The sequence below is a fragment of the Variovorax sp. LjRoot84 genome (assembly GCF_964254305.1).
Taxonomy (GTDB): Bacteria; Pseudomonadota; Gammaproteobacteria; order Burkholderiales; family Burkholderiaceae_C; genus Variovorax.
Genome location: NZ_CAXUTE020000001.1, coordinates 3,419,515 through 3,444,868, shown reverse-complemented (window position 1 = coordinate 3,444,868; position 25,354 = coordinate 3,419,515). Strand labels below are relative to the sequence as shown.

Genomic DNA, 25,354 nt, shown 5'->3' with positions numbered 1-25,354 from the left:
GCTCAGTCGAAGCGCACGTGGATGTGCTTGGGCACGCGCATCATCGTGCCCTGGATCCGCGGTGGCGGCATGTCGGGATCGAGGCGCAGGTTCGGCAGATGGTCGAGGATCGCATTCAGCGCCCGCGCCATCTCGACGCGCGCGAGGTGCTGGCCGATGCACACATGGGGCCCGAACGCAAACGCGAAATGGCGCTGTTTCTTGCGGAAGATGTCGAAGCGGTCCGGGTTCTCGAAGCGCGAGGGATCGCGGTTCGCCGAGCCCGAAGCCACTGAAAGGCAGGCGCCTGCCGGCAGCTTCACCCCGCAGAGTTCGGTGTCGACCGAGGGTGTGCGTGTCGCGATCAGCACAGGGCCGTCCCAGCGCAAGGCTTCCTCGATCGCCTGCGGAATCAGCGAGCGGTCCTTGCGCACCGCCTCGAGCTGGTCCGGATGGGTCAGCAGGCCGGTCAGCAGGATGCTCGTGCCTCGGTAGGTGGTGTCGCCGCCTGCATTGACGAGCTGCCGCAGGAAGGAGATCAGGATCTCTTCGGGCAGGCGCTCGCCGTCGACTTCGGCATGTGACAGCAGGCTCACGAGGTCATCGCCCGGGTCCGCGCGCCGCTCCTGCAACAGGGCCTTGAAATACACGCCCCGGCGGCAGGTCCAGCTGCCTGTAGATGATCTGGAACGGGTAGTGGTGGGTGAACTCCTGCACCAGATCGGCTCGGCCGCGGCCGCTGAACTTCTCCATCAGCGACGCCACGACGGGATCGACCAGCGTCTCGCCCCACTTCGATACGGTGTTCGGCAGGAACGCCTTCTGGAAGATCTTGCGATAGCGCGGATGGTCCGGCGCATCCATCGTGCTCACGCTCTGGCCGAACGAGATGCCCAGGTTGCGCGCGTAGATGCCGTTCGAGTAGGTCTGCGGATCCAGGAAGACGCTCTCGACCGCGTCGTAGCCGAGCACCAGGTACGCCGGCAGAACCGCCATCGTCACGTCCGGATGCAGGCCCAGCGCGCTCCGGTAGTCGAAGGCATGCACCGGCCCTTGTTCGCGCCACCGGGCAAGCTGCGGGTAGGGATCGTCGTGCTCGCCGAACGCGGCGTCATCGGAGACGAAGGGGTCGTAGGCCGGGTCGTCGAAGTCCTGGATGCGGGGGATGGCGCCCATGGTGATCCTTGTCGATATCTGCGGCATTGATATTACAGAACGATGTTCAACTATACGACTTGGTTTTCTACGTACGCGAGCAACTGCTCTCGGGTTTTCCCGGATCATGACGGATTAACTTCAGAATAGTATTCACAAAATAGAACGACTGTCATGCGGATAGTCGCACGGTGTTGATGGGGTCGCCGGCGCAGGGGTCGCCTGAGGAGACTGAAATGCTCAGTGGTCTGAAAGTGTTGGCAATCGGCTCGGCAGTGGGTGTGTTCGGCTCGCTCGGCTATCTGAAGTCGGACGCGTCCGATGAAGCGCGCGCCGCGGGCCCCTCGAAGGCCGAGGTCTGCCGGGCGGGCGGCAGCAACCTGCCGGCTGCGACGGCCCAGGAGTGCTACCGGGAGATGGTTCGTGCCTACGGCCACCTGGGAGGCTCGATCGGCCAGGTCTTCGCGGCGTCGCGCCGCTGAGGTCGGCGCCTCGCCGACCGCGCCCGGGCCGGCGCGCACCGCGCGGCGAGCCTGAGCCGGAATTCGCTTCGGATGCCCTGCGATGCCATCGTGCGATGGCTTGTACAGGCGCGTCTGCCCCTGATGGAATTGCCCTGCGGCCGCCCGTGGCGTCGGGCTGCACCGGCATGCGAAGGCATGCTGCAAAGGGTTTGCAATGTTCTTAAAGTAGACTATCATTCGACTATACGAACAGCGAGGTGAGTCTTATGAACAGCCTGCAAATCGATTCGAACGGCACGTTGACCGAACTCGTCGCATTCAAGTGGCTGATGGCCGGGCGCGGCTGGTGGGTGGATGTGCCGCGCTTCTGGCGCGACGCGGCCTACGCACGCGAGTGCGCACAGAAGGGCGCCGAAAGCGGTCTGGAGCTGCTCGCGCGCAGCAGCGCCGCCTTGCTGGCGCAGGTGCCGCGACCGACACTCCAGGGGACCTGATCCTCACTTCACTGCCATGTCCAGAAAGCCCTTCTCGCACATTCGCGTTCTCGATCTGTCGCGCGTCATCGCCGGCCCGCTGGCCGCGCAGATGCTCGGCGATCTCGGTGCCGAGGTGATCAAGGTCGAGCGCCCCGGCGCGGGCGACGATGCGCGCAGGATGGGCCCGCCGTTCCTGAAGGACCGCGACGGCCGCGACACGCACGAGACGCCGATCATCCTGGGCAGCAACCGCAACAAGAAGTCGATCACGCTCGACCTCGCCCAGCCCGAGGGCCAGGGGCTGGCGCGCCGGCTGGCCGCGATGTCGGACGTGCTGGTCGAGAACTTCAAGGTCGGCGACCTGAAGCGCTACGGCCTGGACCAGGCAAGCCTGCGCGAGCTCAATCCGCGCCTCGTCTATTGCTCGGTGACCGGCTTCGGCCAGACCGGGCCCTATGCGCCGCGCCCCGGCTACGACTCGATCTTCCAGGCCATGGGGGGCCTCATGAGCGTGACCGGCTATCCGGACGAGGAGGGCGGTGCGCCGGTCAAGACCGGCCCTTCGATCGCCGACTTCGTGGCCGGGCAGTTCGCCGCGATCGGCGTGATCACGGCCCTTTACGAGCGCGATGCGAACCGCGAGGCCAGCGGCGGCCGCGGCCAGCACGTCGATGTCGCGCTCTTCGACTCGCTGGTGGCTTCGCTGTCGCACTACGCGGCGCAGTACCTGGCGACCGGCGAGGTGCCGGTGCGGCGCGGCACGCAGGGCAGCGGCGGCTTGCCGTCGCAGGTCTTCCCGTGCGCCGATGGCGGCGTGATGGTGGTGTGCGGCAATGACGAGCAATACCGTCGCTTCTGCAGCGCGCTCGATCACCCCGAGCTCGCCGACGACCCGCGCTTCGCGACCAACCCGCTGCGCGTGGGCAACCGCAAGCCGCTCGCCGCCACCTTCGATGCGATCACGCGCCGCTGGCGCCAGGCCGACCTGCTCGCCGCGATGGAAGCGGCCGGCGTACCGGCCGGGCCGATCCGCGATCTCAAGCAGGTGTTCGACGATCCGCAGGCGCAGCACCGCGGCCTGGCCGCGGAGGTACCGCATCCACTGGCCGGCAGTGTCAGGATCTGCACCAATCCGATCAAGTTCTCGGACACGCCGATCACCGACTACACCGCGCCGCCGACGCTGGGCCAGCACAACGACGAGATCTACCGCGGCCTGCTCGGCCTGGCCGCCGAGGAGATCGAACGCTTGAAGTCGAAGGGAATCGTGTGAGCGGCGAGCGCGATGCGCTGGTCGTCATCGGTGCCGGACATGCCGGCACCGAGCTCGCGGTGCAGGCGCGCGAGGCCGGATGGCAGGGCCGCATCCAGCTGGTCGGCGACGAGACCGCGCTGCCCTACCACCGGCCGCCGCTGTCGAAGGCCTACCTGGCCGGCACCGCGACGCTCGACTCGTTGCACCTGAAGGCGCGCGCCACGCTCGAGAAGGCCGGCGTCGAGCTGGTGCAGGGCCGGCGCGTGCAGACCGTGGACCGAGCGGACCGGCGCGTCGCGTTCGAGGACGGCTCCTCGATCGGCTATGCGCGGCTCGCGCTGGCCACCGGTGGGCGCCCCCGTCCGCTGCCGCCGGCGATCGCGGGCGCGGCCATTGGCGCCGACAACTTCCACTACCTGCGCACGCTCGCCGACGTCGATCGCATCCGCCGGCACTTCGAGCCCGGTGCGCGCGTCGCGATCGTCGGCGGCGGCTACATCGGCCTCGAGGTGGCCGCGGTGGCGGTGAAGGCCGGGCTGAAGGTCACCGTGCTGGAGGCGGCCGACCGCGTGCTCGCGCGGGTGACCGCGCCGCGCGTGTCGTCCTTCTACGAGCAGGTGCACCGCGAAGCCGGCGTCGACCTGCGCGTCGGCGTGCAGGTCGACGGCTTCGCGCTCGATGCGGCGCGCCGCAGGGTCACCGGCGTGCATTGCGCCGACGGCGAGCGCCTGGCCTGCGACCTGGTGATCGTCGGCATCGGCCTGGTGCCCAATACCGAGCTCGCCGCCGCCGCTGGCCTTGCGGTCGACGACGGCATCCGCATCGACGCCTGCGCACGCACCAGCGACCCGCAGGTCGTCGCGGCCGGCGATTGCACGCGCTTCGACAGCGCGCTGTATGGCCGCTGCGTGCGGCTCGAGTCGGTGCCGAATGCGCTCGAACAGGCGCGCTCCGCGGCGGCGGCGCTGCTCGGGCATGAGCGGCCGTTCGAGAGCGCGCCGTGGTTCTGGTCCGACCAGTACGACCTGAAGCTGAAGATGGTCGGCCTGTCGCAGGGCCATGACCAGTTCCTGTTGCGCGGCTCGGTCGAGCAGCGCTCGTTCTCGGCCTTCTACCTGAAGGGCGAACGCGTGATCGCGGTCGACACCGTGAATCGCCCGGCCGAGTTCATGCTGGCCAGGCGCATCGTCGGCGAACGCATGGCCATCCCGCCCGAGCGGCTGGTCGACGACGGCGCGCCGCTGAAGAGCCTGCTTGCGGAAGCCTTGCCCCAATAAGGAGAAAACCACCGTGCCCCGTTTCACGATCATCGAGCACACCGGTGCCGAGCACCAGGTCGACGCCGAAGTCGGCCAGTCGGTCATGCAGGGCGCCATCGACGCCCTAGTGCCCGGCATCCTCGCCGACTGCGGCGGCTCTTGCAGCTGCGCTACCTGTCACTGCTACGTCGACGAAACCTGGATGTCCAGGCTGCCGCCGCCGGAATCCACTGAGCGCGACATGCTCGAGTGCGTGCTCGAGCAGCGCGAGACGAGCCGCCTGTCGTGCCAGTTGCGCGTCACGCCCGCGATCGAGGGCCTCGTGATCCGCCTGCCCGCATCGCAAGTCTGAAGCACCCCAATTCGAGCCGTGCCGCGACCGCGCGGAGTGGCATCCCATCCCCGGAGAACCTGATGACGACCACCACCACTTCTGCTGCACCGCTTTTCAAGGGCCCGATCTTCGACGGCGACACCCATCTCTACGAAACCCCCGATTCCTTCAGCCGCTACCTGCCCGAACAGTTCAGGAAGGATTGGAGCTACGAGTGGAAGGTCGGCGCCGACGGCGAATACGCGATGTACGTGGGCCAGCGCAAGGTCGAGATCAGTGCCGGCTATTACTCCGAGGACGGCCGCGTGCCGCCGCCGGGCAAGCTGCACGAGTGGCTGCGCGCGCAGAAGGAGGGCAAGGAGAACGTCGACATGCGCGTGCCGATGACCGAAGACATGTATGCCCGCGACGCCCGCCTCGCGAAGATGGACGAGTTCGGCGTCGAAGGCTGCTTCCTCTACTGCGGCAACATGGTCGCGTCGATCAGCTACCTCGATGAGCCGAAGGCCGCGGCGGCGGTGATGCATGCCTACAACCGCTGGATGCTCGACGACTGGGGCTTCAACTACAAGGACCGCATCTACTCCGCGCCGCTGGTCTCGCTCGACGACCTGGATGCGGCCTGCGCCGAGGCCGAATGGGCCATCAGGAACGGCACGCGCCTGTTCCTGATGCCGATGGGGCCCTTCGGCGGCAAGCCGCCGGCGCATCCGGACTTCGACCGCTTCTGGTCCATCCTCAACGAAGCGCACTGCCGCGTGGTCTATCACGTGTCGGAGGCGATCTACATGAAGGACCACATGGCGGTGTGGGGCGAGCCGGTGCAGCAGTCGCGCCAGCGCCAGACCGCCTTCGTCTGGATGCACGGCTACAGCGAGCGGCCGGTGGTGGAGACGATCTCGTCGCTGATCTTCTGGAACTTCTTCGCGCGCTTCCCCAACCTGCGCGTACTGTCGGCCGAGAACGGCGCCGAGTGGGTGCCGACCATGCTGATCAAGATGGACAAGTGCCGCGGCATGGCGAAGAACGGCTACTGGCCGGGCGGGCAGCTGAAGGAGCGGCCGAGCCGGATCTTCCAGCGCCATGTCAGCGTGGTGGCCTATCCGGAGGACGACCTGAAGACGATCGTCGACCAGGTCGGCTCGCACGAGTGGATGATCATGGGCTCGGACTACCCGCATGCCGAAGGCGTGCCGGCGCCGCGCGACTTCGCTGACGAGGCCTGCAAGCAGCTCGGTGCCGAGCAGACGCAGGGCGTGATGCATGACAACGGACGGCGCTTCCTCGCGCCGGTGGTGTGAAGCATGAAGACCAAGGTGAGTGCGCTGCTCGGCAGCCGGCTTCCCATCGTGCAGAGCGGCATGCGCTGGGCCTCGCGCGCCGAGCTGGTCTCCGCGGTCTCGAACGCCGGCGCCTTCGGCATCCTGTCGGCGCACACGCAGCCGGATGCCGAGGCGCTGCGCCGCGAGATCGAGCGCACCCGTTCGATGACCGATCGGCCCTTCGGCGTCAACCTGACGCTGCTGCCGGGCGCCAGCGGCGTCGACGTCGAGGGCTACGTGCGGGTGGTCTGCGAAGAGCGCATTCCAGTCGTCGAGACGGCCGGCGGCAGCCCGGCCCGGCATCTCGATGCGCTGAAGGATGCCGGCGTCAAGGTGATGCACAAGGCCACCAGCGTGCGCCATGCGCTGAAGGCCGAGTCGCTCGGCGTCGATGCGGTGATCATCGACGGCTTCGAATGCGCCGGCCACCCGGGCGCTGACGACGTGCCGGGCCTGGTGCTGATCCCAGCCGCGGCGCGGGCGCTGAAGATCCCGGTGCTGGCCGCCGGCGGCATTGCCGACGGGCGCGGCCTGGTCGCGGCCCTGGCGCTGGGCGCCGAGGGCGTCTGCATGGGCACGCGCTTCCTGTTGACGCGCGAGTCGCCCCTGCACCCGCAGGTCAAGGCGCGCATGCTCGCCGCGTCTGAAACCGACACCACGCTGGTCGGCCGCCGCTTCGGTGACAGCATCCGCGTGCTGAAGAACCGCACGACCGCCGAAGCGCTCGCCCTCGAGACGCAGCCGGCGACGACGCACGGGGACCTCCTGCCGCTGATCGGCGCGCCGCGCTGGATGCAGGCGATGGAAAGCGGCGCCGCGGACGATGCGGCGCTGCCGATCGGCCAGTGCGTCGGCCTGATCGACGATCTGCCCAGCTGCGCCGAGCTGGTCGAGCGCATGCTGGTGGAGGCGCGCGCCGCGATCGAGCAGCGTCTGCCGGCGCTGCTGGGCGCCGCCTAGGCCGAGGCCATGAACGATCCATCCGATCCATCCGCGCCCATCGATGTCGCGCCCTTGTTCGAATCGATCGCGATCCGCGGCCTCCAGCTCGCCAACCGCATCGTGATGGCGCCGATGACGCGCAACTTCTCGCCCGGCGGCGTGCCGGGCGACGACGTCGCTGCCTACTACCGCCGCCGTGCCGAGGGCGGCACCGGCTTGCTGATCACCGAGGGCGTGGGCATCGATCATCCCGCGGCGCTCGGGGATGCGGGCCTCGGCGAAAGCAACCTGCCGCATCTCCATGGCGAGGCGGCGCTCGCCGGCTGGAAGCGCGTCGTCGATGCGGTGCATGCCGCCGGCGGCCGGATCGTGCCGCAGCTCTGGCACCAGGGCGTGATGCGCGAACCCGGGACCGGCCCGCATCCGGGCGCCGCGTCGCTGCGTCCATCGGGTCTCTGGGGCCCGGCGGGCCGCATGACCTCGATCGACCCGGCATACGCCGAACGCGTGCAGGCGCCGACACGGCCAATGACCGAGCGCGAGATCCAGGACGTGATCGATGCCTACGCGCGCAGCGCCCGTCACGCGCGCGAGGCCGGTTTCGACGGCATCGCGATCCACGGTGCGCACGGCTACCTGATCGACACCTTTCTGTGGGACGAGACCAACCGCCGCAGCGACGCCTGGGGCGGCGAGCGGCGCGCCCGCGCGCGCTTCGCCGCCGAAGTGGTGCGCGCGATCCGGCGCGAGGTGGGCGAGTCGTTGCCGATCTTCTTCCGCTTCTCGCAGTGGAAGCAGCAGGATTTCAAGGCCCGCCTCGCTTCGACGCCGCAGGAGCTCGAGGAGGTGCTCGGCCCGATTGCCGATGCCGGCGTCGACGTGTTCGACGGCAGCGTGCGCTATTTCGACCGCGCCGAGTTCGAGGGCTCGCCGCTGAACCTGTCGGGCTGGGCCAGGAAGCTCACCGGCAAGCTCGCGATGGCGATCGGCGGCATCGGGCTGGACCGCGGCTTCTACGATTCGAAGCGCGACGGCCGTGCCGGCGGGTCCGACAATGTCGCGCTGCTGATGAAGCGATTCGAGCGCGCCGAGTTCGATCTGGTCGCGGTCGGCCGCGCGCTCTTGAACGAACCGAGATGGACCGAGAAGCTGCGTCACGGGCACGCGTTGCCGGCCTTCGACGAGCAGCGGATGAAGGAGTTGTACTGATGAGTGAGGCCATCACCTGGGCGCTCGCCGACACCGGCGTGCTGACCCTGACGATCGACCGCCCCGAGGTCAGGAACGCGATCGACACCGCTGGGCAGAACCTGCTGGTGCGCCGGCTGGTCGATGCAGCGCGCCATCCGCGCGTGAAGGTCGTCGTGCTGACCGGCGCCCGCGCGGCCTTTTGCACCGGTGCCGACGTGCGCTCGATGGGCGCGCCGGACCCGGACGACGCGATCGCGCAGGAGTTCGGCCAGACCGGGCTCTGGCAGGCGCACGAGGCGCGGGTCGACCGCCTGCGGCGCCTCGCCGAAGCCTCGTTCCTGCTGCACGACATGGGCAAGCCGACGATCGCGAAGCTGCGTGGGCCGGCGGCCGGGCTCGGCTTCTCGCTCGCCCTCGCGTGCGATTTCCGCATCGCCGCCGACAATGCCTTCTTCGTCTCGAGCTTCGCGAAGATCGGCACGCCGGGCGACTACGGCGGCAGCTACTTCCTCACGCAACTCGTCGGCCCCTCGAAGGCAAAGGAGATCTACATGCTCTGCGACCGTGTCGGCGCCGCCGAGGCGCTGGCGCTGGGCATGGTCAACCGCGTCCTGCCCGACGCCGAGCTCGATGCCGCGACCGACGCGTTCGCACTGCGGCTGGCGAACGGGCCGGCGCTCGCCTGGCGGGCGATCAAGGAGAACGTCCACGCCGCCGCGCACCAGACGCTGCAGCAGGTGCTCGACCTCGAGGCGCGCAACATGATCCGCTGCCGCCTGAGCGAGGACTGCAAGGAGGCGCTCGCGGCCTTCCAGCAGAAGCGCGAGCCGCGCTTCGAAGGGCGGTGATGCGATGAGCAAAGCCGTCGATCGCCCCGACGACATGGTGCCGCTCGCGCGCGAGGGTGCGGTCGCGGTGCTGACGCTGAACTTCCCGGCGCGCCGCAATGCCTACTGCCTGCAGATGCGCACCCAGCTTCGCGAACGGCTCGGGACGGCGATGGCCGATGCCGAGGTGCGCGCGATCGTGCTCACCGGCGCTGGCGGACACTTCTGCGCCGGCGGCGACATCAGCGAGATGGAAGCGCGCACGCTGCTCGAGAACCGCGAGCGCTGGCAGCTGGTGAGCGCGCTGATCCGGCTCATCGCACTCGGGCCGAAGCCGGTGGTTGCGGCAGTCGAGGGCTCGGCGATGGGCGCGGGCCTGTCGATCGCCTCGCTCGCCGACCATGTGGTCGCTGCGCGAGACGCGAAGTTCGGTGCCGCGTTCGTCAAGGTGGGCCTGATGCCGGACATGGGCGCGCTGTGGAGCCTGCAGCACCGGGTCGGTCGTGCGAAGGCCCGCGAGATCCTCGGCCTCGCGCGGGTGTTCGACGGCGCCGAGGCGCACCGGATCGGCCTGGCCAACGAGCTCGCCGAGTCCGGCGGGGCGCTGCCGCAAGCGCTTGCGGTGGCGCACGAATACGCGGCGCTGCCGCCGGTGGCGAACGCGCTGCTGAAGAACGCGCTGGCGCAAGGCGTGGACAGTCTCGATGCGGCGATCCGCAGCGAGGTGGAGTTCCAGGCCGCGGCCATGGCCAGTGCCGACCATGCCGAGGCGGTGCGTGCGTTCCTGGAGAAACGCGCGCCGCGCTTCGAAGGCCGGTAGTTGGAACATCTCGTCACTTACTGAAGACCGCGACCATGACCCGGGTGCGCTCCGAGCATTTGCGTGACGGCGGCGTGCTGCAGCTCGTGCTCGAGCATGCGCCGGTGAACAGCCTCTCGCACCCGATGCGGCTCGCGCTGTGGCAGGCGCTGGAGGCGGCGGATGCCGATGCTTCGGTGCGGGCGATCGTGATTGGCGGCGCCGGCCGCGGCTTCTCTGCCGGCGGCGACTATGCCGAGCTGCACTCGCCGCTGCAGCGACGGTGGCCGGCCCTGTCGGCCCACCTGTTCCCGCGCATCGAGGCGTGCACGAAGCCGGTGATCGCGGCGATCCACGGCTTCGCGGTCGGCGGCGGCTTCGAGCTCGCGCTCGCTTGCCACTACCGCATCGCACAGCGCGACGCGCGCATTGCGCTGCCCGAGCTGAAGCACGGCGTCGTGCCGCCGAGCGGGTCGCAGCGCCTGCCGCGTGCAGTCGGCGTGAGGCGCGCGCTCGCGCTGATCCTCGCGGCCGAGCCGGTGCGCGCCGATCGCTACGCCGAGACGCCCTTGTTCGCTCGCTTGTGCGATGCCGACCCGCTGGCTGCCGCCCGCGCGTTCGCCGCGGCGCTGGAGCCGGGCCGGCCGCCGGCGTCGGCGCTGCTGCGCCACCGGCCGCTCGAGCGCACCGGCGCGGCCGAGGCGATCGCCGCGTGTCGCGCCAGACTGGCCGATGCAGCCGTGCCAAGCCAAGCCGCTTTGCGCTGCATCGACGTCGTCGAATGCGCTGTGCGCGCCGCGGACTTCGACGGCGGGCTCGCGGCTGCGAAACAGATCCACGACGAGCTCTCCGCCCGCGCTGGCGCGGGCAGCGCCTGAGCTCGATTGATATTGATAAACATATCAAGCGGCATGGGCCTGCGGATCCGGGCCTGTCACGGAGCGCGCCCCCATGTCATCAAGCTCGGGTAAACCCGGTTGCGGCTGGAAGCGGCGCCATAGAAGATTCGCCAAGATAATAAAAAACAGAACGATGTAAACATAGTTGAACGCTTCGCCAGCAACGATCGAAGGAGATCCTGAGATGGCAAATTGGCTCATTACCGGCGTCTCGAGCGGCTTCGGCCTCGAGCTCGCCCAGGCCGCGCTTGCGCGCGGCGACACCGTCGTGGGCACTGTGCGCCAGCCTGCGCAGGCCGATCGCTTCGAGCAACTCGCGCCCGGCCGCGCCCATGCGCTGCTGCTCGATGTGACGCGGATCGAGGCGGTTGAACCGGCCGTGCAGAAAGCCCTGAAGCTCGCCGGCACGATCGACGTGCTGGTCAACAACGCCGGCTACGGCCTGTTCGGCGCGATCGAGGAAGTGTCCGATGCCGAAGGGCGCCAGGTGATGGACACCAACCTGTTCGGCCCGCTTGCGGTCGTGCGTGCGCTGCTGCCGCACCTGCGCGAGCGGCGCGCCGGGCACATCTTCAATGTCGCGTCGGTTGCCGGCGTGATCGGCTTTCCTGCCTGCGGCCTGTATGCCGCCTCCAAGTTCGCGCTGGAAGGCGCGACCGAGGCGTTGGCGACCGAGCTGGCGCCCTTCGGCATTCGCGTGACGATCGTCGAGCCGGGCGGCTTCCGCACGCAGTTCGCCGGCGGCTCGCAGCGCCAGGCGGCGCTCCGGATCGACGCCTACGCCGGCACGCCTGCGCACAAGGCGCGCGACCACATCGGCCACTACCACGGCCACGAGCCGGGCGACCCGGCCAAGGCGGCGGCCGCGATCATCCAGGCGATGGAGGCGCAGCAGCCGCCGCTGCGGCTGGTGCTCGGTGCCGACGCGGTCGGCATGCTGCGCGGGGCCTACGAAGCGAGGATGAAGCAGCTCGCCGAGTGGGAGAGCGTGTCGGTCGCCACGGCCATCGAGCCAGGCCGGTGAGGAGGGCAGCATGACACCGATCCGCCGGCAACTGGTCGACATGATCCTCGACCCGAACCTCGCCTACGACCTGCCGACTTCCGACGTCGAGGCACTGCAGCTTCGGGCGGCGCAGGAGCTGTTCGAGGAGCGCAAGGCGCAGATCTCGCTGCTCGCGCGCCGCGCCGAGGACGCCGGCATCGAGCGCATCGGCAAGCTGGAGGACCTGGTTCCTCTGCTGTTCGCGCACACCGTCTACAAGTCCTACCCGCCGTCCTTCGTCGAGAAGGGGCAGTGGGGCCGCATGCTGCAGTGGCTGAACACGCTGTCGGTGGCCGACACCACCGGCGTGGACGTCGACGACGTGAAGGACGTCGACGACTGGCTCGCGCGCCTGTGGGAGGCCGGCCACCGGGTGCTTGCGACCAGCGGTTCGTCTGGCAAGTGCTCGTTCCTGAATCACACGGTGGGCGACAACGACCTGAAGAGGCGCCACTTCAAGTACTCGGTCGGCTGGCCTTACGTGCGCGCGAATGCGGATCGCACGGTATTCTGGCTCGGCCCGTCCAGGGGCACGAGCAGCGCGACCGAGGCCGCCCAGTTCAACTTCGAGAACTTCGGCAAGCCGGGGCAGACCTTCGCGCTGACTGACCAGCCGCTGCGGATCGCCGATGTCAGCCGGATGGCGGCCATGCGCAAGAAGATGGCCGACGGCAGCGCGACGCCCGACGAGATCGCCGCCTTCGAGCAGGAGGCCGCCCGCAAGGGCGCCGAAGGGCGCGAGGGCTTGCTGAAGCTGCTCGACACGATCCTCGACCGCCGCGCGGAGCCGATGCTGATCTCGGGCATGTGGGCGCAGTACATGGCGCTCATCGCCCGGGCACGCGAACGCGGCATCGGCGACGGCGCGTTCCATCCCGACACCGTGGTCAACGCCGGCGGCGGCATCAAGGGCGTGCCCTTGCCGCCGGATTACAAGGAGCAGGTCGACCGCTTCTTCGGCCAGGTCGTGCGCCCGGGCAACTACGGCATGACCGAGCTCGCGCAGGTGATGCCGCGCTGCGAGGCCGGGCGCTACCACCGCGCGCCGGCGCTGATCTGGCTGATCGTCGATCGCGATGGCGAGCGCCTGTTGACGGCGCAGGACGGCGAGGATGGCGTGGTCGAGGGCCGCTTCGCATTCCTCGATCTGCTCTACGAAGGGCGCTGGGGCGGGCTCATCACCGGCGACAAGGTGAGCGCCGACCTGAAGCCGCGCTGCCCTTGCGGCCGCCGCGGGCCGACGCTGTTCGACAACATTTCGCGCTTCGCGCAGCCGGGCGAGGACGACCACATCGGCTGCGCCGGCACCATCGACGCGTATGTCCGGGGAGCGATCGCTGCATGAACACGACCACCACCATGGCGAGTGCCGCGGTCCCGGTCTGCCATGTCGTAAAGGGCAGTGTCGTCACCGGCGCGGCCCACGCGTACGGCAGCCAGCAGGCGCGCTTCGCAACCCCGGCGCTGGACCTGAACGCGCTGGTGTGGACGCGCCGCGAACCCGGCCCCGCCTTCGACACGCCGCTGGCCGAGATCATCGACCTGCTCGTGGCGACCGGCGAGCGGCTGAAGCACGACCCCGACGGGCTGCTCGCCGAGGCGCTCGAGTTCAGCATGCGGACGAGCCCGCTGCCGCGCGACGTGCTGCAGCGCTCCTATGCCGGGCTCGGCCGCGTGTTCGACCGCCGCAGCATGCTGTTCCAGGTCGAGCAGGAACTCGGCGGCATCGACGTGCTGGACGGCTGGCGCGTCATCGCCGGCGCGCCGAGCGGGCGCACCCACCGGATGCGCGCGTTCCCGCCGCGGCTGATCCACGTGATCGCCGGCAACGCGCCGGGCGTGGCCGCGATGTCGGTGGTGCGGGGCGCGCTGACGAAGGGCGTGCACCTGATCAAGCTGCCTTCCAACGATCTCTTCACGGCCACCGCGATCCTGCGCACGATGGCGGCGGTCGCACCCGGCCACCCGCTGGTGCGCTCGTTCTCGGCCGCCTACTGGCGCGGCGGCGACGCCCAGGTCGAGAGCCTGCTGTTCCGGCCGCAATTCTTCGACAAGGTGGTGGCCTGGGGCGGCGAGAGCACGATCCGCAGCGTCAAGCAATACATCGGCCCGGGCTTCGAGCTGGTGGCCTTCGATCCGAAGACCTCGATCTCGCTGATCGGCCGCGAGGCCTTCGCTTCCGACGCCGTGCTGGCCGAGGTGGCCGAGCGCGCCGCGACCGACGCGACGATCATGAACCAGCAGGCCTGCGCGTCGAGCCGGGTGCAGTTCGTCGAAGGGTCGGTCCAGGAGGTCGATCGCTATTGCGCGCTGCTGCAGGCGCGGCTGGGCGTGCAGCGCGAGACCTGCTCGGCGCTCGGCAGCCCGCTGTCGGCCGAGCTGCGCGACGAGATCGACGGCCTGCGCGGCATGGAGCCGCATTACCGCGTCTGGGGCGGCTACGAGGGCCGCGGGCTCGTGATCCGCTCGGAAGAGCAGGTCGACTTTCATCCGGACGGCCGCGTCGTCAACGTCGTGCCGGTGACGAGCCTCACCTCGGCGGTGGGCTGCGCCAACGTCGCGACGCAGACCGTCGGCGTCTACCCGCCCGAGCGCAAGGCCGAGTTGCGCGATGCGCTCGCTGCGGCCGGCGTGCAGCGCATCGTCGAGCTCGGCAAGGCGGTGGCCTTCGAGGCGGGCATCTCGCACGACGGCTTCCTGCCGCTGAACCGCTTCGTGCGCTGGGTCAACGACGAAGGCTGAGCGGTCGCGCGGGGCCTTCGCTGATATCGTGAAAGATATCAACGAGCAGGCATACCGATGACCGAACCAAACACCTGGAGCAGATCCTCATGGGCCGAGTTGCTGAAGCAGAAGCGCACCGCGGCGGGCTGGTCGCAACGCGAGCTGGCGCGGCGCGCGGGTGTGCATCAGCCGCAGATCGTGCGCGCCGAACGGGCCGACGACCTGCAGCTTTCGGTGCTCGCGCGCATCGCGGCGCCGCTGGGCCTGGCGCCGGCGTTGGCGCCCGTGGCGCCGGCGGCGGAGGACGACGACGTCGTGCAGCCCAACCTGGAGAGCTGGCGCCGTGCCTGGCCGCAGGTCGATCCCCAGGTGTTCGCGGTCCTGGCGCGGCTGACGCGCCTCGGGCATCACATCGAGCGCAGCATCGCGTCGCTGGCCGCTGCGCAAGGACTGAATTCCGGCGAGGTGATGGTGCTGGGCGCGCTGCGACGCACGGGGCCGCCCTTCGAGAGCACGCCCACCGGGCTGAAGGAGCGGCTGTGGATCTCGCTGCCGGGCCTGAAGAAGCGGCTCGACCGGCTGGTCGCGCGCGGACTGGTGGAACGGGTCGACAACCCGCTCGACCGGCGCGGGCAGATGGTCCGCATGACGGCGCGCGGTGACCAGACGCTGGACCGCTTGATGACGCACCCGGCACCGGTCTTCAAGGCGGTGCGGGCGTTGCCGGAAGACGAGCGCCGGGGGCTGTCGAACAGCCTGAGGCGCCTGCTGCAGCAGTTGGAGGGCGGCGTCGAGGGCCCCTTCGACGGGCCGGCTTAGACCTTCCGATCCATCGCTTTCTGCGACGGTTGCCGGAAGCAGGTGACAAGGGCCCCGGAGACGGGGCGCGAGGAGACATTCGTGAAGCTCGATCCCCCAAAGCCAGCCGAGAACCGCCGCTGGCTGCTGATCCTCGCCGTGCTGGTGTTCGCCGAGGTGAACAGCTCCTTCGAGGTCGGCATGATGTACGGCGCCCTGGCCACGCTGATGCGCGAGTTCGGCGATCCGGTCGGCGTCGGCTGGCTGATCACGGCCTTCCTGCTCGTCGGCGCGGTCTCGGCCGGCTTGAGCTCGCGTCTGGGCGATCTGTACGGCCGGCGCAGGCTGCTGATCCTCACGCTGGTGTTCGCGATGGCCGGCTCGTTGATCGGTGCCTTCGCCACCAGCCTGCCGTGGCTGATCGCCGGGCGCGCGGTGCAGGGCATGTCGGCTGCGCTGCTGCCGCTCACCATCGGGCTGGTCCGCGAGCACCTGCCGAAGGAGCGCGTGCCGGTGGGCATCGGCTGGGTCGCGGCGATGGCGAGCTTCACGGCCGGCGCGGGCATCCTGCTCGGGGGCTGGCTGGTCGATCATGCCGGCTGGCGCTGGATCTTCTGGTTCTCGGTCGCCCAGACGGCGCTGTCGATCGTGGCGGTCGCGTGGCTGCTGCCGCCCTCGGTGCGGCGTGCCGTGGTGGGGCGCCTCGACCTGCTCGGCGGCGTGCTCTTCGCGCCCGGCGTCGCGCTGCTGCTGTGGGCCGTCACGCGCATGAAGGGCAGCGGGCCGGCCGATCCGGTCACGCTCGGGCTGATCGCGGCCGGCCTGCTGGCGATCGCGGTCTGGGTGCGCCACGAATGGCGCCACCCGCAGCCCATGATCGACGTGCGCCGCTTCGCCGAACGCCAGACCGGGCTGGCGATGGGACTGATGGCGCTGTTCGGCCTCGGCACGGCGCAACTGATGCTCGTGATCCTGCTGCTCGCGCAGCAGCCGGCGTGGACCGGCATCGGCCTCGGCCTCACGGCCACGCTGGCCGCGTTGATCAAGGTGCCCGCCAGCGTTGCGGGACTGTTCGGAGCGCCCTGGAGCGGGCATGTCGCGGCCCGGCATGGCGCGCGGCGCGCGGCGCTGATCGGCAGCGCCGTCATCTGCGCCGGCTGGGTGGCCGTGCTGCTGCATCACGACGCCGTGTGGCTGCTGGTCGCGGTCGCGTTCCTGATCACCCTCGGCGGCTCGATCCTCTATGCGGCGATCCCGAACCTGATCGTCGAGGTCGCGCCACCCGATCGCACCAGCGAGATCAACGGCATGTCGCACGTCGTGCGCACCGTGGGCACCGCGATCGGCACGCAGCTCGCGACCTTGCTGCTGGCCAGCTCGACGGTGACCGATGCGACCCGGGGCTCCGGTACGCATCCAAGCCCGGGCGCCTATCTGCTCACCTTCGCCTTCGTCATCGCCTGCGCCGGCGCCGGCGTGCTGCTCGCCATGGCCTTGCCGCGCCGACACCGCGCGGGGGCGCCGTTGCCGCTGCCGTTGCAGGTGCCGGGCCGATCGGGATCACCGGGTAACTACTGATAGTCGTTGGTTGACGTGTCAGTGGTCCTGTGCAACGATATGAACACTGTTCGAGTATTGGCATGACGCAACGACCAACGCAAGGCGGCGCGACACGCCGGCCCGGCCGGTTCCCCATTCGTACAAAACTGGAGACTCGATGAACAAAGACCGAGGGACTCGCCGCCGCACTCCGCGCGGCGAACGCGCCTTGAAGGCGGCCTGCATCAGCGCGGCAGTGGCCATGGCCGCGCCTGCGGCCGCCTTCCAGATCGACACCGGCTCGCCCGACCTGGAGCTGACGCTCGACACCACGCTGCGATACAACGCGGCGATGCGTACCGGCGAACGTGATCTCCGGCTCGTCAACTCGCCGGCGGTGGACGAGGGCAACTGGCTGTTCGGCAAGAACGACACGGCACTGTCGCGCTTCGATGTCTACACCGAGTTCGACCTGAACTATAAGAAGAACATGGGCTTGCGCCTCAGCGCGGCAGGCTGGTACGACAACAATTTCCCCGACAGGAGCCGCAGCGACCCGCGCTTCGCGACCGTTCCGAACTATGCGCGGAACGAGTTCACGCCCTACATCGACCGCTATTACAAGGGCCCGTCCGCCGAGTTCATGGATGCCTTCGCCTGGGGCAACCTCGACATCGGCGGCACCTCGCTGAACCTGAAGGCCGGCCGCTTCGCCTGGCTGCCCGGCGAATTCCTGTTCGGCAACGGCGGCAGCGTGTCCTACTCGATGGCGCCCAACGACGGCCGCAAGTCGGACCTGAGCCCGGGTGCCTCGGCCAAGGAAACGGCATTGCCGATCGGCCAGGTCGGCGCCACCTGGCAGCTCAACAACCAGTTCTCGCTGATGGGCCAGTACACGGCTGAATTCCGCTCCTCGCGCATTTCCGAAGGCGGCACTTTCTGGCAGGTCAACGACACCGCGCTCGAAGGCCCGCCGTTCATTTCCAACCCGGCCGTGCGGCGCGGCGAGTCGTTCCAGGGCGACAAGGGCGATGTGGCGCTGGGCCTGAAGTGGTCGCCGGAGAAGCTCGAGGGCGACGCTTTCGGCCTCTGGCTGCGCCGCTTCGACGACAAGACACCGAGCTGGCTGAGCCAGATCGCGGTCGGTCCCAACGGCTCGCGCATCGGCCGTGCCGTCTACGCGAAGGACATCGAGCTGATCGGCCTGACCTACAACACCTTGCTCGGCGGTTGGGGCACCGGTATCGAGCTGAACTACCGACGCAAGATGCCGTTGAACGTGCGCAGCGGTTTCGCGTTCGGCACCTTCCCCGGCCTCATCAACGACCCCGGAATGGAAGGCCCGCGCGGCAACACGGTCCACTTCCTGATGAGCGGCGTTTCCACCATCAACAAGAACGCGCTCTTCGACTCGGGTTCGATCGCGCTGCAGTTCGATGCCATGCACCTGCAGAAGATCACCAGCGGCGCGAATCTCTACAACGGCGAGGGCGGCAACCCCGCCTGCACCAACAACCTGGTGCTGCGCGGCTGCTCGACGCGCAACGCCGCCAGCATCGCCTTGTCGTTCACGCCGACGTGGCAGCAGGTCTTCCCGAGCGTCGACATCTCGGCGCCCTTGTTCGTGACCTACGGCCTGTCGGGCAATGCCGCCGCAGTCGGCGCCGGCGTCACGCCCAAGGGGTCGTGGCTGATCCGTCCGGGCATCCGGATCGAGTACCTGGCCGGCAAGTACAAGCACCAGTTCGACCTGGCCTACACCGCACGCGGGGGCAAGACCGGCAACCTTGCCACCGGCCCGGGCGCAGCGCCGTTCTTCGCCTCCGGCCTGGCGAACTTCCGCGATCGCAACTACGTGAGCTTCACCTACCAGACCGCGTTCTGAGCACTTTGGAAGGAATCGAGATGAACATTCGACACATTGCAACCGCCGCGCTGTGCCTCGGCATCGGCGGGAGCTTCGTTCCCGCAGCCAACGCCGAGGACGGCGATCGCCTGCCCTGGGGCGCCTTGAAGGCGGCCAGCAAGGACAGCAGCATTCCAGCCTGGGACGGCGGCCTTCCGGCCAGCACCAGTCCGCCGGGCTTCAAGAAGGACTCGGGCTTCTGGGTCGACCCCTATGCCGCCGACAAGCCGCTCTACACCGTGACCGCGGCCAACATGGCGCAGCACGCCGACAAGCTCTCCGAGGCGACGAAGGAACTGCTGAAGCGCTACCCGAGCTTCCGCATCGATGTCTACCCGACACGCCGGCCGGCCAACTACTCGGCTTGGTACGTGGAGAACACCCGCAAGAACGCCGCCGGCCGCTGCAAGGCGATCGAGGACGGCGAAGCGGTGACCGGCTGCTTCGGCGGCATGCCCTTCCCGGCTCCCAAGACCGGGCAGGAGGGGATGTGGAACCTGATACTGACGAACAAGGGCGCGTCTTCGTGGACCTACGGCCAGGCCTGGTACGTGGATGGCGGCGGCAACAAGGTCATGACGGCCGAGGTGAACAACCGCAACCAGAACGACTACTTCAACCCGAAGCTGAGCGCCGAGGAGTTCTACGCCAAGGGCGGCCAGTACCTCATGAACAACAACATCTACACCGCACCGGCGCGGATCACCGGTGAAGGCAACCTGCAGCGCAAGTTCATCAATCCGGTGGCGCAGCCCGACAAGACCTGGGCCTACACGCCGGGCCAGCGCCGCGTGCGGCTGTCGCCGGACGCGAGCTACGACTTTCCGGTCGCCACGGCCGCCGGGGCCATGCTGTACGACGAGATCTACGCGTTCTCGGGCCGGCTCGATCGCTTCGATTGGAAGCTGGCCGGCACCAAGGAGATGCTGATCCCGTACAACGCCTACAAGTACCTGGCCTCCAAGCCCGACGACGTCCTGATGAAGGGGCACCCGAACCCGGACGCGATGCGCTGGGAGCTGCACCGCGTCACCGTGATCGACGCCACGCTCAAGCCCGGTGCGCGCCACGTGGCCGCCAAGCGCCGCTTCTATCTCGACGAGGACATCCCCGGCGCGGTGGTGGTCGACGCCTGGGATGCCACCGGCAAGCTCTCGCGCGGCATCCTGAATCCGACGGTCTGGGCCTACGACAAGCAGGCAATGGTGCAGGGCGGCACCTTCTACTTCGACTTCGGCACCGGGGCCTGGTACAACTCCTCGATCCTCGGGGGCTACAAGGGCCTGTTCGTGGACATCGACACGGTCGATGCCGACGCGTTCTACAGCCCCGAAGGCCTGGCACGCCGGACCCAGCGCTGAGTGCACGCGAGAGTGGCCCAGGGTGCCTTGTCCTCCGCTCGTGCCATGCCGCAGCTGAGAGCTCTCGCGACGATCGCGGCCTGCCTTTGGGCGTCGATCGTGGTCGCCGCGGCGGCCGGGCCGCCCGCACCCGCTGCTTTCGTCGATCCGCTCGATGCGCCGGCGCGCATGACGCCGCGTTCGCTTCGCGCGCCGGCCTATGCGCTGGCGGTGGTCGATGCCGAGCATGTCGTCGCGGTCGGCCCGCGCGGCCACATCCTGCGCTCCGCGGACCGCGGCAGGACCTGGGAGCAGCGTCCGGCGCCGGTCAGCACCGACCTGCTCGCGGTGCAGTTTCCGTCCTCGACGCAGGGCTGGGCGGTGGGCCACGACGGCGTGGTGCTGCGCAGCACCGACGGCGGGCTGAACTGGCGCCGCGTGCTCGACGGCCGCAGCCTCGGAGCGCTGATGGTCTCGTACTACGAGAAGAATGGCGCGGCCGGCGATCCGGCGCTCGCACGGGCGCGCGACGACGCGAAGCGCATGGCCGAGGAGGGGCCGACCCGGCCCTTCCTCGCGGTGCACTTTCGCGACGAGCGCGAAGGCTGGGTGGTCGGCCAGTTCAACCTGATCCTGCACACGGCCGACGGTGGCGCGACCTGGGAGCCGTGGCTCGACCGGACCGACAACCGCGACGGCTACTCGCTGCATGCCATCCGCCAGGCCGGCGACCAGGTGGTGATCGTCGGCGAGCTCGGCTTGGTCATGCGCCTGGACGCGGCGGCCGGACGCTTCGTGCGCATCCAGACGCCATATCCCGGCACCTGGTTCGGCATGGCGGCCTCGAAGGACGCGATCGTCGCGCTCGGCCTGCGCGGCACCGCCTGGCGCTCGACCGACGCAGGCGCGAGCTGGAAGCCGCTGGCCACCGGCACCCACGCGGCCCTCAACAGTGGCGTGCTCCTGCCCGACGGCCGCCTGGTGCTGGCGACGCAGGCGGGCGAGCTGCTGATCGGCGCCGCGCTCGGCGACAGCTTTGCGCCGATGGCGCCGATGCCCGGCCTGGGCGCGGCTTTCGACGTGGTCTCGATGGAAGCGGACTGGCTGCTCGTCGCCGGACCGTTGGGCGTTCAGCGGCTGGCGATGGCGCCGGCGGCGAGGTGATTCAACAGACCCTAAAGCGATGAACATCGGCAGCAACGAGACCTTCCAGGTCATCCCGGACCCCTCCCGCTTCGACCCGCGCTCCGGCAATGCGCTCGAACGGCTCATCTTCAACCATCGCCGCGTGATCCTCGTCGTCTTCGCGCTGGTGTCGATCTTTCTCGGCTGGCGCTCCACGCAGCTGACGATCAACGCCAACTTCGAGCGGATGATCCCGCGCTCGCATCCGTACATCCAGAACTACCTCGACAACAAGACCGAGCTGCGCGGGCTGGGCAACCAGCTTCGGGTGGTGGTCGAGAACACGCAGGGCGACATCTACGACCCCGAGTACCTGAAGTTCCTCGCGTCGATCAACGATGCGCTCTACATCATGCCGGGCGTCGACCGGCCGTGGCTCAAGTCCCTGTGGACGCCGGTGCTGCGATGGGGCGAGGTGACGGAGGAGGGCATGCGCGGCGGCCCGGTGATGCCCGAGCGCTTCGACGGCTCGCCGGCCAAGATAGAGGCGCTGAAGGCCAACATCGCACGCTCGGGCGCAGCCGGCCGCATCATCAGCGACGACCAGCGTTCGTCGATGATCGTCGTGCCGCTGCTGGACCGCTATGCCGACAGCGGCGAGCCGATCAACTACCTGAAGCTGTCGCGCGCCCTTGAGGAGCAGGTGCGCGCCAAGGGCACGGGCAAGTTCCGCGTCTACATCGTCGGCTTCGGCAAGCTCGTCGGCGACCTGATCGAGGGCCTCGCGACGGTGATCTCCTACTTCGCGATCTCGGTCGCGATCGCGGCGCTGTTCGTGTTCGCCTACACCCGATGCCTGCGCAGCACCGTGGTGCTGGTCGTCACCGCGGTGGTCGGCGTGATGTGGCTGATGGGCCTGCTGCAGATCCTCGGCTACGAGCTCGATCCGTATTCGATCCTGGTGCCCTTCCTGCTGTTCGCGATCGGCCTGTCGCACGGCGCGCAGAAGATGAACGGCATCATGCAGGACGTGGGGCGCGGCACGCACAAGTACGTCGCCGCGCGGTACACCTTCCGCCGCCTGTTCCTGGCCGGCCTGACGGCGCTGCTGACCAACGTGGTCGGCTTCATGGTGCTGATCATCATCGACATCCCGGTGATCCGCGACCTGGCGGTGATGACCAGCATCGGCGTCACCGGGCTGATCTTCACGAAGCTGGTGCTGATTCCGGTGCTGCTGTCATACACCGGCGTCAGCCCCAAGGCCGCGCAGCGCTCGTTGAATGCCGACGCGGCCGAGCAGACCGGGCGCTCCGCGATGGGCCGCGTGTGGACCGCGCTGGAGCGGCTGACGGAGCGGCGCTTCGCGCTCGTCGCGATCGTGGCGGCGGCGCTGCTGGGGGCCGGCGCGCTGAGCCTGCGCACGGGGCTGAAGATCGGCGACCTCGACGAAGGCGCGCCGGAGCTGCGCCGCGATTCGCGCTACAACCTCGACAACGCCTACATCGCGCGCCACTACGGCCTGTCGAGCGACCAGTTCGCGGTCATCGTGAAGACGCCGAAGAGTGCGTGCGACCGCTACGAGGGCCTGGTCGAGGCCGAACGCCTCGGCTGGGAGCTCGAGCATGTGCAGGGCGTGAAGGCGGTGACCTCCTTCGCCGAGCAGACCAAGCGCGGGGTCGCCGCGTCGAGCGAGGGCTATTTCAAGTGGAACACGCTGGCGCGAGACCCGCGCATCCTCGGCCCGGCGGCCAACCGCGTGATCCAGGACAACCCCGACGCGATGAACCCGAACTGCTCGCTGTTCGCCGTCACGGCCTACCTGAGCGACCACCGCGCCGACACGCTCGACCGCGTGCTGAAGGCGGTGGAGGGCTTCGCAGCGACGCACAGCCGGCCCGGCGCGGAGTTCCTGCCAGCGGCCGGCCCGGCCGGCATCGAGGCGGTGACCAACATCGTCGTGCGCCAGTCGTTCTACATCATGCACGTGGTGCTCTACATCGCGGTGACCCTGCTGTGCTTCATCACCTTCCGCTCGTGGCGCGCGGTGGTGGTGGCGCTGGTGCCGCTCATGATCACGTCGATCCTGTGCGAGGCGATCATGGTGTTGATGGGCATCGGCGTGAAGGTCGCGACGCTGCCGGTCATCGCGCTCGGCGTGGGCGTCGGCGTCGACTATGCGCTGTACCTGCTGTCGGTGCAGCTCGCGGTGCAGCGTCGCGGCGGCAGCCTGCGCGAGGCCTACAAGCACTCGCTCGAATTCACCGGCAAGGTCGTCGCGCTGATCGGCGTGACGATGGCCGCCGGCGTCGTGACCTGGGCCTGGTCGCCGATCAAGTTCCAGGCCGACATGGGCATCCTGCTGACCTTCATGTTCCTGTGGAACATGATCGGCGCGCTGGTGCTGATTCCGGCGCTGTCGCACTTCCTGCTGCGCGATGTGAAGCAGCGGGGCACGACCGTCTTGCCCGCGGCCACCGCGGCGCACGCGTGAGCTCATCGGGGGCGCTGCCCGTCGGCGGCGCCGGCCGCGGCCATTCGATCGTCGTTGCGCTGGTGTTCGCGGAGATCATCAGCTCGTTCGAGGTCAGCATGATCTACGCGGCCCTGCCGACGCTGATGCGCGACTTCGGCGATCCGGCCGGCGTGGGCTGGCTCATCACTGCCTACCTGCTGGTCGGATCGGTCTCGGCGGGCCTGTCGTCGCGGCTGGGCGACCTGTTCGGGCGCAAGCGCCTGGTGCTCGCGATGCTGGCGTGCTCGGCGTGCGGATCGCTGGTCAGCGCCCTGTCGAGCGGGCTGCCGGGATTGATCTGCGGCCGCGCGCTGCAGGGAATGTCGGCGGCCTTGCTGCCGCTGGCCATCGGCATCGTGCGCGAGCGCCTGCAGGCCGAGCGCGTGCCGGTGGCGGTCGGCTGGCTCACCGCGATGGCGACCTTCAGCGCCGGCGCCGGGCTGCTGCTCGGCGGGCTGCTGGTCGACCACGCCGGCTGGCGCACCATGTTCTGGTTCGGCGCGGTGCACGGCATCGTGGCGATGGTGCTGGTCGCGCGCTGGGTGCCGGCGTCGGCGGCCGCCGCTGGCGGCGCGCGGATCGACTGGATCGGCGGCATGCTCTACGCCCCTGCGGTGGCCGCGCTGCTGTGGGCCGTGTCGCGGCTGAGGGCGCACGGGCTCGGCGACGTCGCGACGCTGGCCGCGCTGGCCGGCGGCGTGCTGCTGCTGGCCGCGTGGTGGCGCCACGAGTGGCGGCACCCGCAGCCGATGATCGACGTGCGCCGCATCGCGACGCGCGAGGTCGGCCTGCCGATCGGCCTGATGTTCCTGTTCGGGCTCGGCACTTCGCAGACGATGCTGGTGCTGATGGGCCTCGCGCAGCAGCCGCCGTGGACCGGCATCGGCCTGGGCCTGAGCGCGACGATGGCCGGCCTGCTGAAGCTGCCGTCGAACTTCATGGGCCTGTTCGGCGCGCCGTGGGGCGGCCACCTCGCGGCGCGGAACGGCGCCCGCAGCGCTGCGCGGCTCGGCAGCCTGATGATCCTGGCCGGCTGGATCGGGCTGACCGCGCTGCACTCCACCGCCTGGATGCTCGTGGGGTGGGTGATGCTGGCCTCGCTCGGCGGGGCGATGCTGATGTCGGCGGTGCCGAACCTGCTGGTGGAGGTGGTGCCCGCCGAGCGCACCAGCGAGTTCGTCGGCTTGTCGCAGGTGGTGCGCACGCTCGGCACCGCGATCGGCACGCAGGCCGCCAGCGTGCTGCTCGCGCTGGCGGTGGTGCGCGGCGAGACGCAGCCGCATGCGGCCTATCCGAGCGCCGACGCCTACCTCTGGACGATGACGGCGATCACGGGTGCGTGCCTCCTGTGCGCGCTGGTCGCCTGGGCGCTGCCGCCGCGGCCGGCGCGGCCGGCGCATGCGGCCGCGCAGGGCGCTGCCGGCATCGGCGTGTCGGCACGGCGCGGCGCCTGATCGGGG

24 protein-coding genes are annotated in these 25,354 nt (G+C 69.4%); 21 read left to right on the top strand and 3 right to left on the bottom strand.

The annotated features are described in order from the left end of the window. Positions 1 to 2 precede the first annotated feature (2 nt). Together ACSQ9I_RS17235 and ACSQ9I_RS17230 are read right to left on the bottom strand one after the other, a co-directional pair. A complete protein-coding gene (locus ACSQ9I_RS17235) occupies positions 3 to 629 on the bottom strand; it encodes a cytochrome P450 (RefSeq protein ID WP_436313872.1) in 627 nt (208 codons plus the stop codon). Continuing rightward, positions 580 to 1,155, bottom strand: a complete 576-nt coding sequence (locus tag ACSQ9I_RS17230) for a hypothetical protein (protein ID WP_436313871.1) — start codon at positions 1,153 to 1,155, stop codon at positions 580 to 582. Before ACSQ9I_RS17230 ends, ACSQ9I_RS17235 begins: the two co-directional genes overlap by 50 nt. 215 nt (positions 1,156 to 1,370) lie before the next feature. Between ACSQ9I_RS17230 and ACSQ9I_RS17225 the strand changes: the two genes are divergently transcribed. The 11 genes from ACSQ9I_RS17225 (at position 1,371) to ACSQ9I_RS17175 (ending at position 10,881) form a co-directional block, all read left to right on the top strand. Continuing rightward, positions 1,371 to 1,616 (top strand): hypothetical protein, encoded by a 246-nt coding sequence (locus ACSQ9I_RS17225; protein ID WP_436313870.1) that lies wholly within the window; start codon positions 1,371 to 1,373, stop codon positions 1,614 to 1,616. A 248-nt stretch (positions 1,617 to 1,864) separates the two neighbouring features. Continuing rightward, positions 1,865 to 2,092, top strand: coding sequence for a hypothetical protein (locus ACSQ9I_RS17220; protein WP_093103542.1), 228 nt, complete (start codon positions 1,865 to 1,867; stop codon positions 2,090 to 2,092). A gap of 16 nt (positions 2,093 to 2,108) precedes the next feature. Next, the gene (locus ACSQ9I_RS17215) at positions 2,109 to 3,347 is read left to right on the top strand and encodes a CaiB/BaiF CoA transferase family protein (protein WP_436295647.1); all 1,239 of its coding nucleotides are present in this window, start codon (positions 2,109 to 2,111) and stop codon (positions 3,345 to 3,347) included. Further along, positions 3,344 to 4,606: an NAD(P)/FAD-dependent oxidoreductase gene (locus ACSQ9I_RS17210; protein ID WP_436309118.1), complete on the top strand. Its 1,263-nt coding sequence runs from the start codon at positions 3,344 to 3,346 to the stop codon at positions 4,604 to 4,606. Before ACSQ9I_RS17215 ends, ACSQ9I_RS17210 begins: the two co-directional genes overlap by 4 nt. A gap of 13 nt (positions 4,607 to 4,619) precedes the next feature. Beyond that, complete coding sequence (locus ACSQ9I_RS17205) at positions 4,620 to 4,940, top strand: 2Fe-2S iron-sulfur cluster-binding protein (RefSeq protein ID WP_436295649.1); 321 nt, start codon at positions 4,620 to 4,622, stop codon at positions 4,938 to 4,940. 62 nt (positions 4,941 to 5,002) lie between these two features. Beyond that, positions 5,003 to 6,223 (top strand): amidohydrolase family protein, encoded by a 1,221-nt coding sequence (locus ACSQ9I_RS17200; RefSeq protein ID WP_093103536.1) that lies wholly within the window; start codon positions 5,003 to 5,005, stop codon positions 6,221 to 6,223. A 3-nt stretch (positions 6,224 to 6,226) separates the two neighbouring features. Beyond that, positions 6,227 to 7,204, top strand: a complete 978-nt coding sequence (locus ACSQ9I_RS17195; protein WP_436313869.1) for an NAD(P)H-dependent flavin oxidoreductase — start codon at positions 6,227 to 6,229, stop codon at positions 7,202 to 7,204. A gap of 9 nt (positions 7,205 to 7,213) precedes the next feature. Then, entirely contained in the window at positions 7,214 to 8,395 is a 1,182-nt protein-coding gene (locus tag ACSQ9I_RS17190) for an NADH:flavin oxidoreductase (protein WP_436313868.1), read from the top strand. After that, positions 8,395 to 9,225: an enoyl-CoA hydratase gene (locus ACSQ9I_RS17185; protein ID WP_436295652.1), complete on the top strand. Its 831-nt coding sequence runs from the start codon at positions 8,395 to 8,397 to the stop codon at positions 9,223 to 9,225. Before ACSQ9I_RS17190 ends, ACSQ9I_RS17185 begins: the two co-directional genes overlap by 1 nt. Before the next feature lie 4 nt (positions 9,226 to 9,229). Next, positions 9,230 to 10,024 (top strand): enoyl-CoA hydratase/isomerase family protein, encoded by a 795-nt coding sequence (locus ACSQ9I_RS17180; RefSeq protein ID WP_436313867.1) that lies wholly within the window; start codon positions 9,230 to 9,232, stop codon positions 10,022 to 10,024. Between the two features lie 35 nt (positions 10,025 to 10,059). After that, positions 10,060 to 10,881 (top strand): enoyl-CoA hydratase/isomerase family protein, encoded by an 822-nt coding sequence (locus ACSQ9I_RS17175; protein ID WP_436313866.1) that lies wholly within the window; start codon positions 10,060 to 10,062, stop codon positions 10,879 to 10,881. Positions 10,882 to 10,905: 24 nt separating this feature from the next. On the opposite strand, the gene ACSQ9I_RS17170 is transcribed toward ACSQ9I_RS17175, so the two are convergent. Then, positions 10,906 to 11,103 carry a hypothetical protein gene (locus ACSQ9I_RS17170; protein WP_436296290.1) on the bottom strand — a complete coding sequence of 66 codons (198 nt, stop codon included), beginning with the start codon at positions 11,101 to 11,103 and terminating at the stop codon, positions 10,906 to 10,908. Between ACSQ9I_RS17170 and ACSQ9I_RS17165 the strand changes: the two genes are divergently transcribed. The 10 genes from ACSQ9I_RS17165 (at position 11,087) to ACSQ9I_RS17120 (ending at position 25,348) form a co-directional block, all read left to right on the top strand. Beyond that, positions 11,087 to 11,926 (top strand): oxidoreductase, encoded by an 840-nt coding sequence (locus tag ACSQ9I_RS17165; RefSeq protein WP_436296288.1) that lies wholly within the window; start codon positions 11,087 to 11,089, stop codon positions 11,924 to 11,926. The two genes, ACSQ9I_RS17170 and ACSQ9I_RS17165, sit on opposite strands and share 17 nt — an antisense overlap. A 10-nt stretch (positions 11,927 to 11,936) precedes the next feature. After that, on the top strand, positions 11,937 to 13,292 hold the full coding sequence (locus ACSQ9I_RS17160) for a hypothetical protein (protein WP_436313865.1): 1,356 nt from the start codon (positions 11,937 to 11,939) through the stop codon (positions 13,290 to 13,292). After that, positions 13,289 to 14,689, top strand: a complete 1,401-nt coding sequence (locus ACSQ9I_RS17155) for an acyl-CoA reductase (RefSeq protein ID WP_436313864.1) — start codon at positions 13,289 to 13,291, stop codon at positions 14,687 to 14,689. Before ACSQ9I_RS17160 ends, ACSQ9I_RS17155 begins: the two co-directional genes overlap by 4 nt. Positions 14,690 to 14,746: 57 nt before the next feature. Next, complete coding sequence (locus ACSQ9I_RS17150; protein ID WP_436295502.1) at positions 14,747 to 15,490, top strand: MarR family transcriptional regulator; 744 nt, start codon at positions 14,747 to 14,749, stop codon at positions 15,488 to 15,490. A gap of 81 nt (positions 15,491 to 15,571) precedes the next feature. Beyond that, a complete protein-coding gene (locus tag ACSQ9I_RS17145; RefSeq protein ID WP_436295501.1) occupies positions 15,572 to 17,047 on the top strand; it encodes an MFS transporter in 1,476 nt (491 codons plus the stop codon). A 139-nt stretch (positions 17,048 to 17,186) separates the two neighbouring features. Then, positions 17,187 to 18,893 (top strand): DUF1302 domain-containing protein, encoded by a 1,707-nt coding sequence (locus ACSQ9I_RS17140; protein ID WP_436295500.1) that lies wholly within the window; start codon positions 17,187 to 17,189, stop codon positions 18,891 to 18,893. Positions 18,894 to 18,913: 20 nt separating this feature from the next. Further along, positions 18,914 to 20,275 (top strand): DUF1329 domain-containing protein, encoded by a 1,362-nt coding sequence (locus ACSQ9I_RS17135; RefSeq protein ID WP_436313863.1) that lies wholly within the window; start codon positions 18,914 to 18,916, stop codon positions 20,273 to 20,275. A 45-nt stretch (positions 20,276 to 20,320) separates the two neighbouring features. Next, positions 20,321 to 21,418, top strand: a complete 1,098-nt coding sequence (locus ACSQ9I_RS17130) for a YCF48-related protein (RefSeq protein WP_436309113.1) — start codon at positions 20,321 to 20,323, stop codon at positions 21,416 to 21,418. Positions 21,419 to 21,437: 19 nt separating this feature from the next. Continuing rightward, a complete protein-coding gene (locus ACSQ9I_RS17125) occupies positions 21,438 to 23,873 on the top strand; it encodes an efflux RND transporter permease subunit (protein ID WP_436313862.1) in 2,436 nt (811 codons plus the stop codon). After that, a complete protein-coding gene (locus ACSQ9I_RS17120) occupies positions 23,870 to 25,348 on the top strand; it encodes an MFS transporter (protein WP_436304279.1) in 1,479 nt (492 codons plus the stop codon). The genes ACSQ9I_RS17125 and ACSQ9I_RS17120 overlap by 4 nt, the downstream gene beginning before the upstream one ends. Positions 25,349 to 25,354 lie beyond the last annotated feature (6 nt).

What these genes read in the sequence shown, in the direction of transcription:
- ACSQ9I_RS17170 (WP_436296290.1), bottom strand. Translation starts at nt 11,103, where the DNA reads ATGAGCCAATTTGCCATCTCAGGATCTCCTTCGATCGTTGCTGGCGAA.
- ACSQ9I_RS17190 (WP_436313868.1), top strand. Translation starts at nt 7,214, where the DNA reads ATGAACGATCCATCCGATCCATCCGCGCCCATCGATGTCGCGCCCTTG.
- ACSQ9I_RS17185 (WP_436295652.1), top strand. Translation starts at nt 8,395, where the DNA reads ATGAGTGAGGCCATCACCTGGGCGCTCGCCGACACCGGCGTGCTGACC.
- ACSQ9I_RS17125 (WP_436313862.1), top strand. Translation starts at nt 21,438, where the DNA reads ATGAACATCGGCAGCAACGAGACCTTCCAGGTCATCCCGGACCCCTCC.
- ACSQ9I_RS17215 (WP_436295647.1), top strand. Translation starts at nt 2,109, where the DNA reads ATGTCCAGAAAGCCCTTCTCGCACATTCGCGTTCTCGATCTGTCGCGC.
- ACSQ9I_RS17130 (WP_436309113.1), top strand. Translation starts at nt 20,321, where the DNA reads ATGCCGCAGCTGAGAGCTCTCGCGACGATCGCGGCCTGCCTTTGGGCG.
- ACSQ9I_RS17135 (WP_436313863.1), top strand. Translation starts at nt 18,914, where the DNA reads ATGAACATTCGACACATTGCAACCGCCGCGCTGTGCCTCGGCATCGGC.
- ACSQ9I_RS17195 (WP_436313869.1), top strand. Translation starts at nt 6,227, where the DNA reads ATGAAGACCAAGGTGAGTGCGCTGCTCGGCAGCCGGCTTCCCATCGTG.
- ACSQ9I_RS17140 (WP_436295500.1), top strand. Translation starts at nt 17,187, where the DNA reads ATGAACAAAGACCGAGGGACTCGCCGCCGCACTCCGCGCGGCGAACGC.
- ACSQ9I_RS17165 (WP_436296288.1), top strand. Translation starts at nt 11,087, where the DNA reads ATGGCAAATTGGCTCATTACCGGCGTCTCGAGCGGCTTCGGCCTCGAG.
- ACSQ9I_RS17220 (WP_093103542.1), top strand. Translation starts at nt 1,865, where the DNA reads ATGAACAGCCTGCAAATCGATTCGAACGGCACGTTGACCGAACTCGTC.
- ACSQ9I_RS17230 (WP_436313871.1), bottom strand. Translation starts at nt 1,155, where the DNA reads ATGGGCGCCATCCCCCGCATCCAGGACTTCGACGACCCGGCCTACGAC.
- ACSQ9I_RS17150 (WP_436295502.1), top strand. Translation starts at nt 14,747, where the DNA reads ATGACCGAACCAAACACCTGGAGCAGATCCTCATGGGCCGAGTTGCTG.
- ACSQ9I_RS17155 (WP_436313864.1), top strand. Translation starts at nt 13,289, where the DNA reads ATGAACACGACCACCACCATGGCGAGTGCCGCGGTCCCGGTCTGCCAT.
- ACSQ9I_RS17225 (WP_436313870.1), top strand. Translation starts at nt 1,371, where the DNA reads ATGCTCAGTGGTCTGAAAGTGTTGGCAATCGGCTCGGCAGTGGGTGTG.
- ACSQ9I_RS17175 (WP_436313866.1), top strand. Translation starts at nt 10,060, where the DNA reads ATGACCCGGGTGCGCTCCGAGCATTTGCGTGACGGCGGCGTGCTGCAG.
- ACSQ9I_RS17160 (WP_436313865.1), top strand. Translation starts at nt 11,937, where the DNA reads ATGACACCGATCCGCCGGCAACTGGTCGACATGATCCTCGACCCGAAC.
- ACSQ9I_RS17180 (WP_436313867.1), top strand. Translation starts at nt 9,230, where the DNA reads ATGAGCAAAGCCGTCGATCGCCCCGACGACATGGTGCCGCTCGCGCGC.
- ACSQ9I_RS17200 (WP_093103536.1), top strand. Translation starts at nt 5,003, where the DNA reads ATGACGACCACCACCACTTCTGCTGCACCGCTTTTCAAGGGCCCGATC.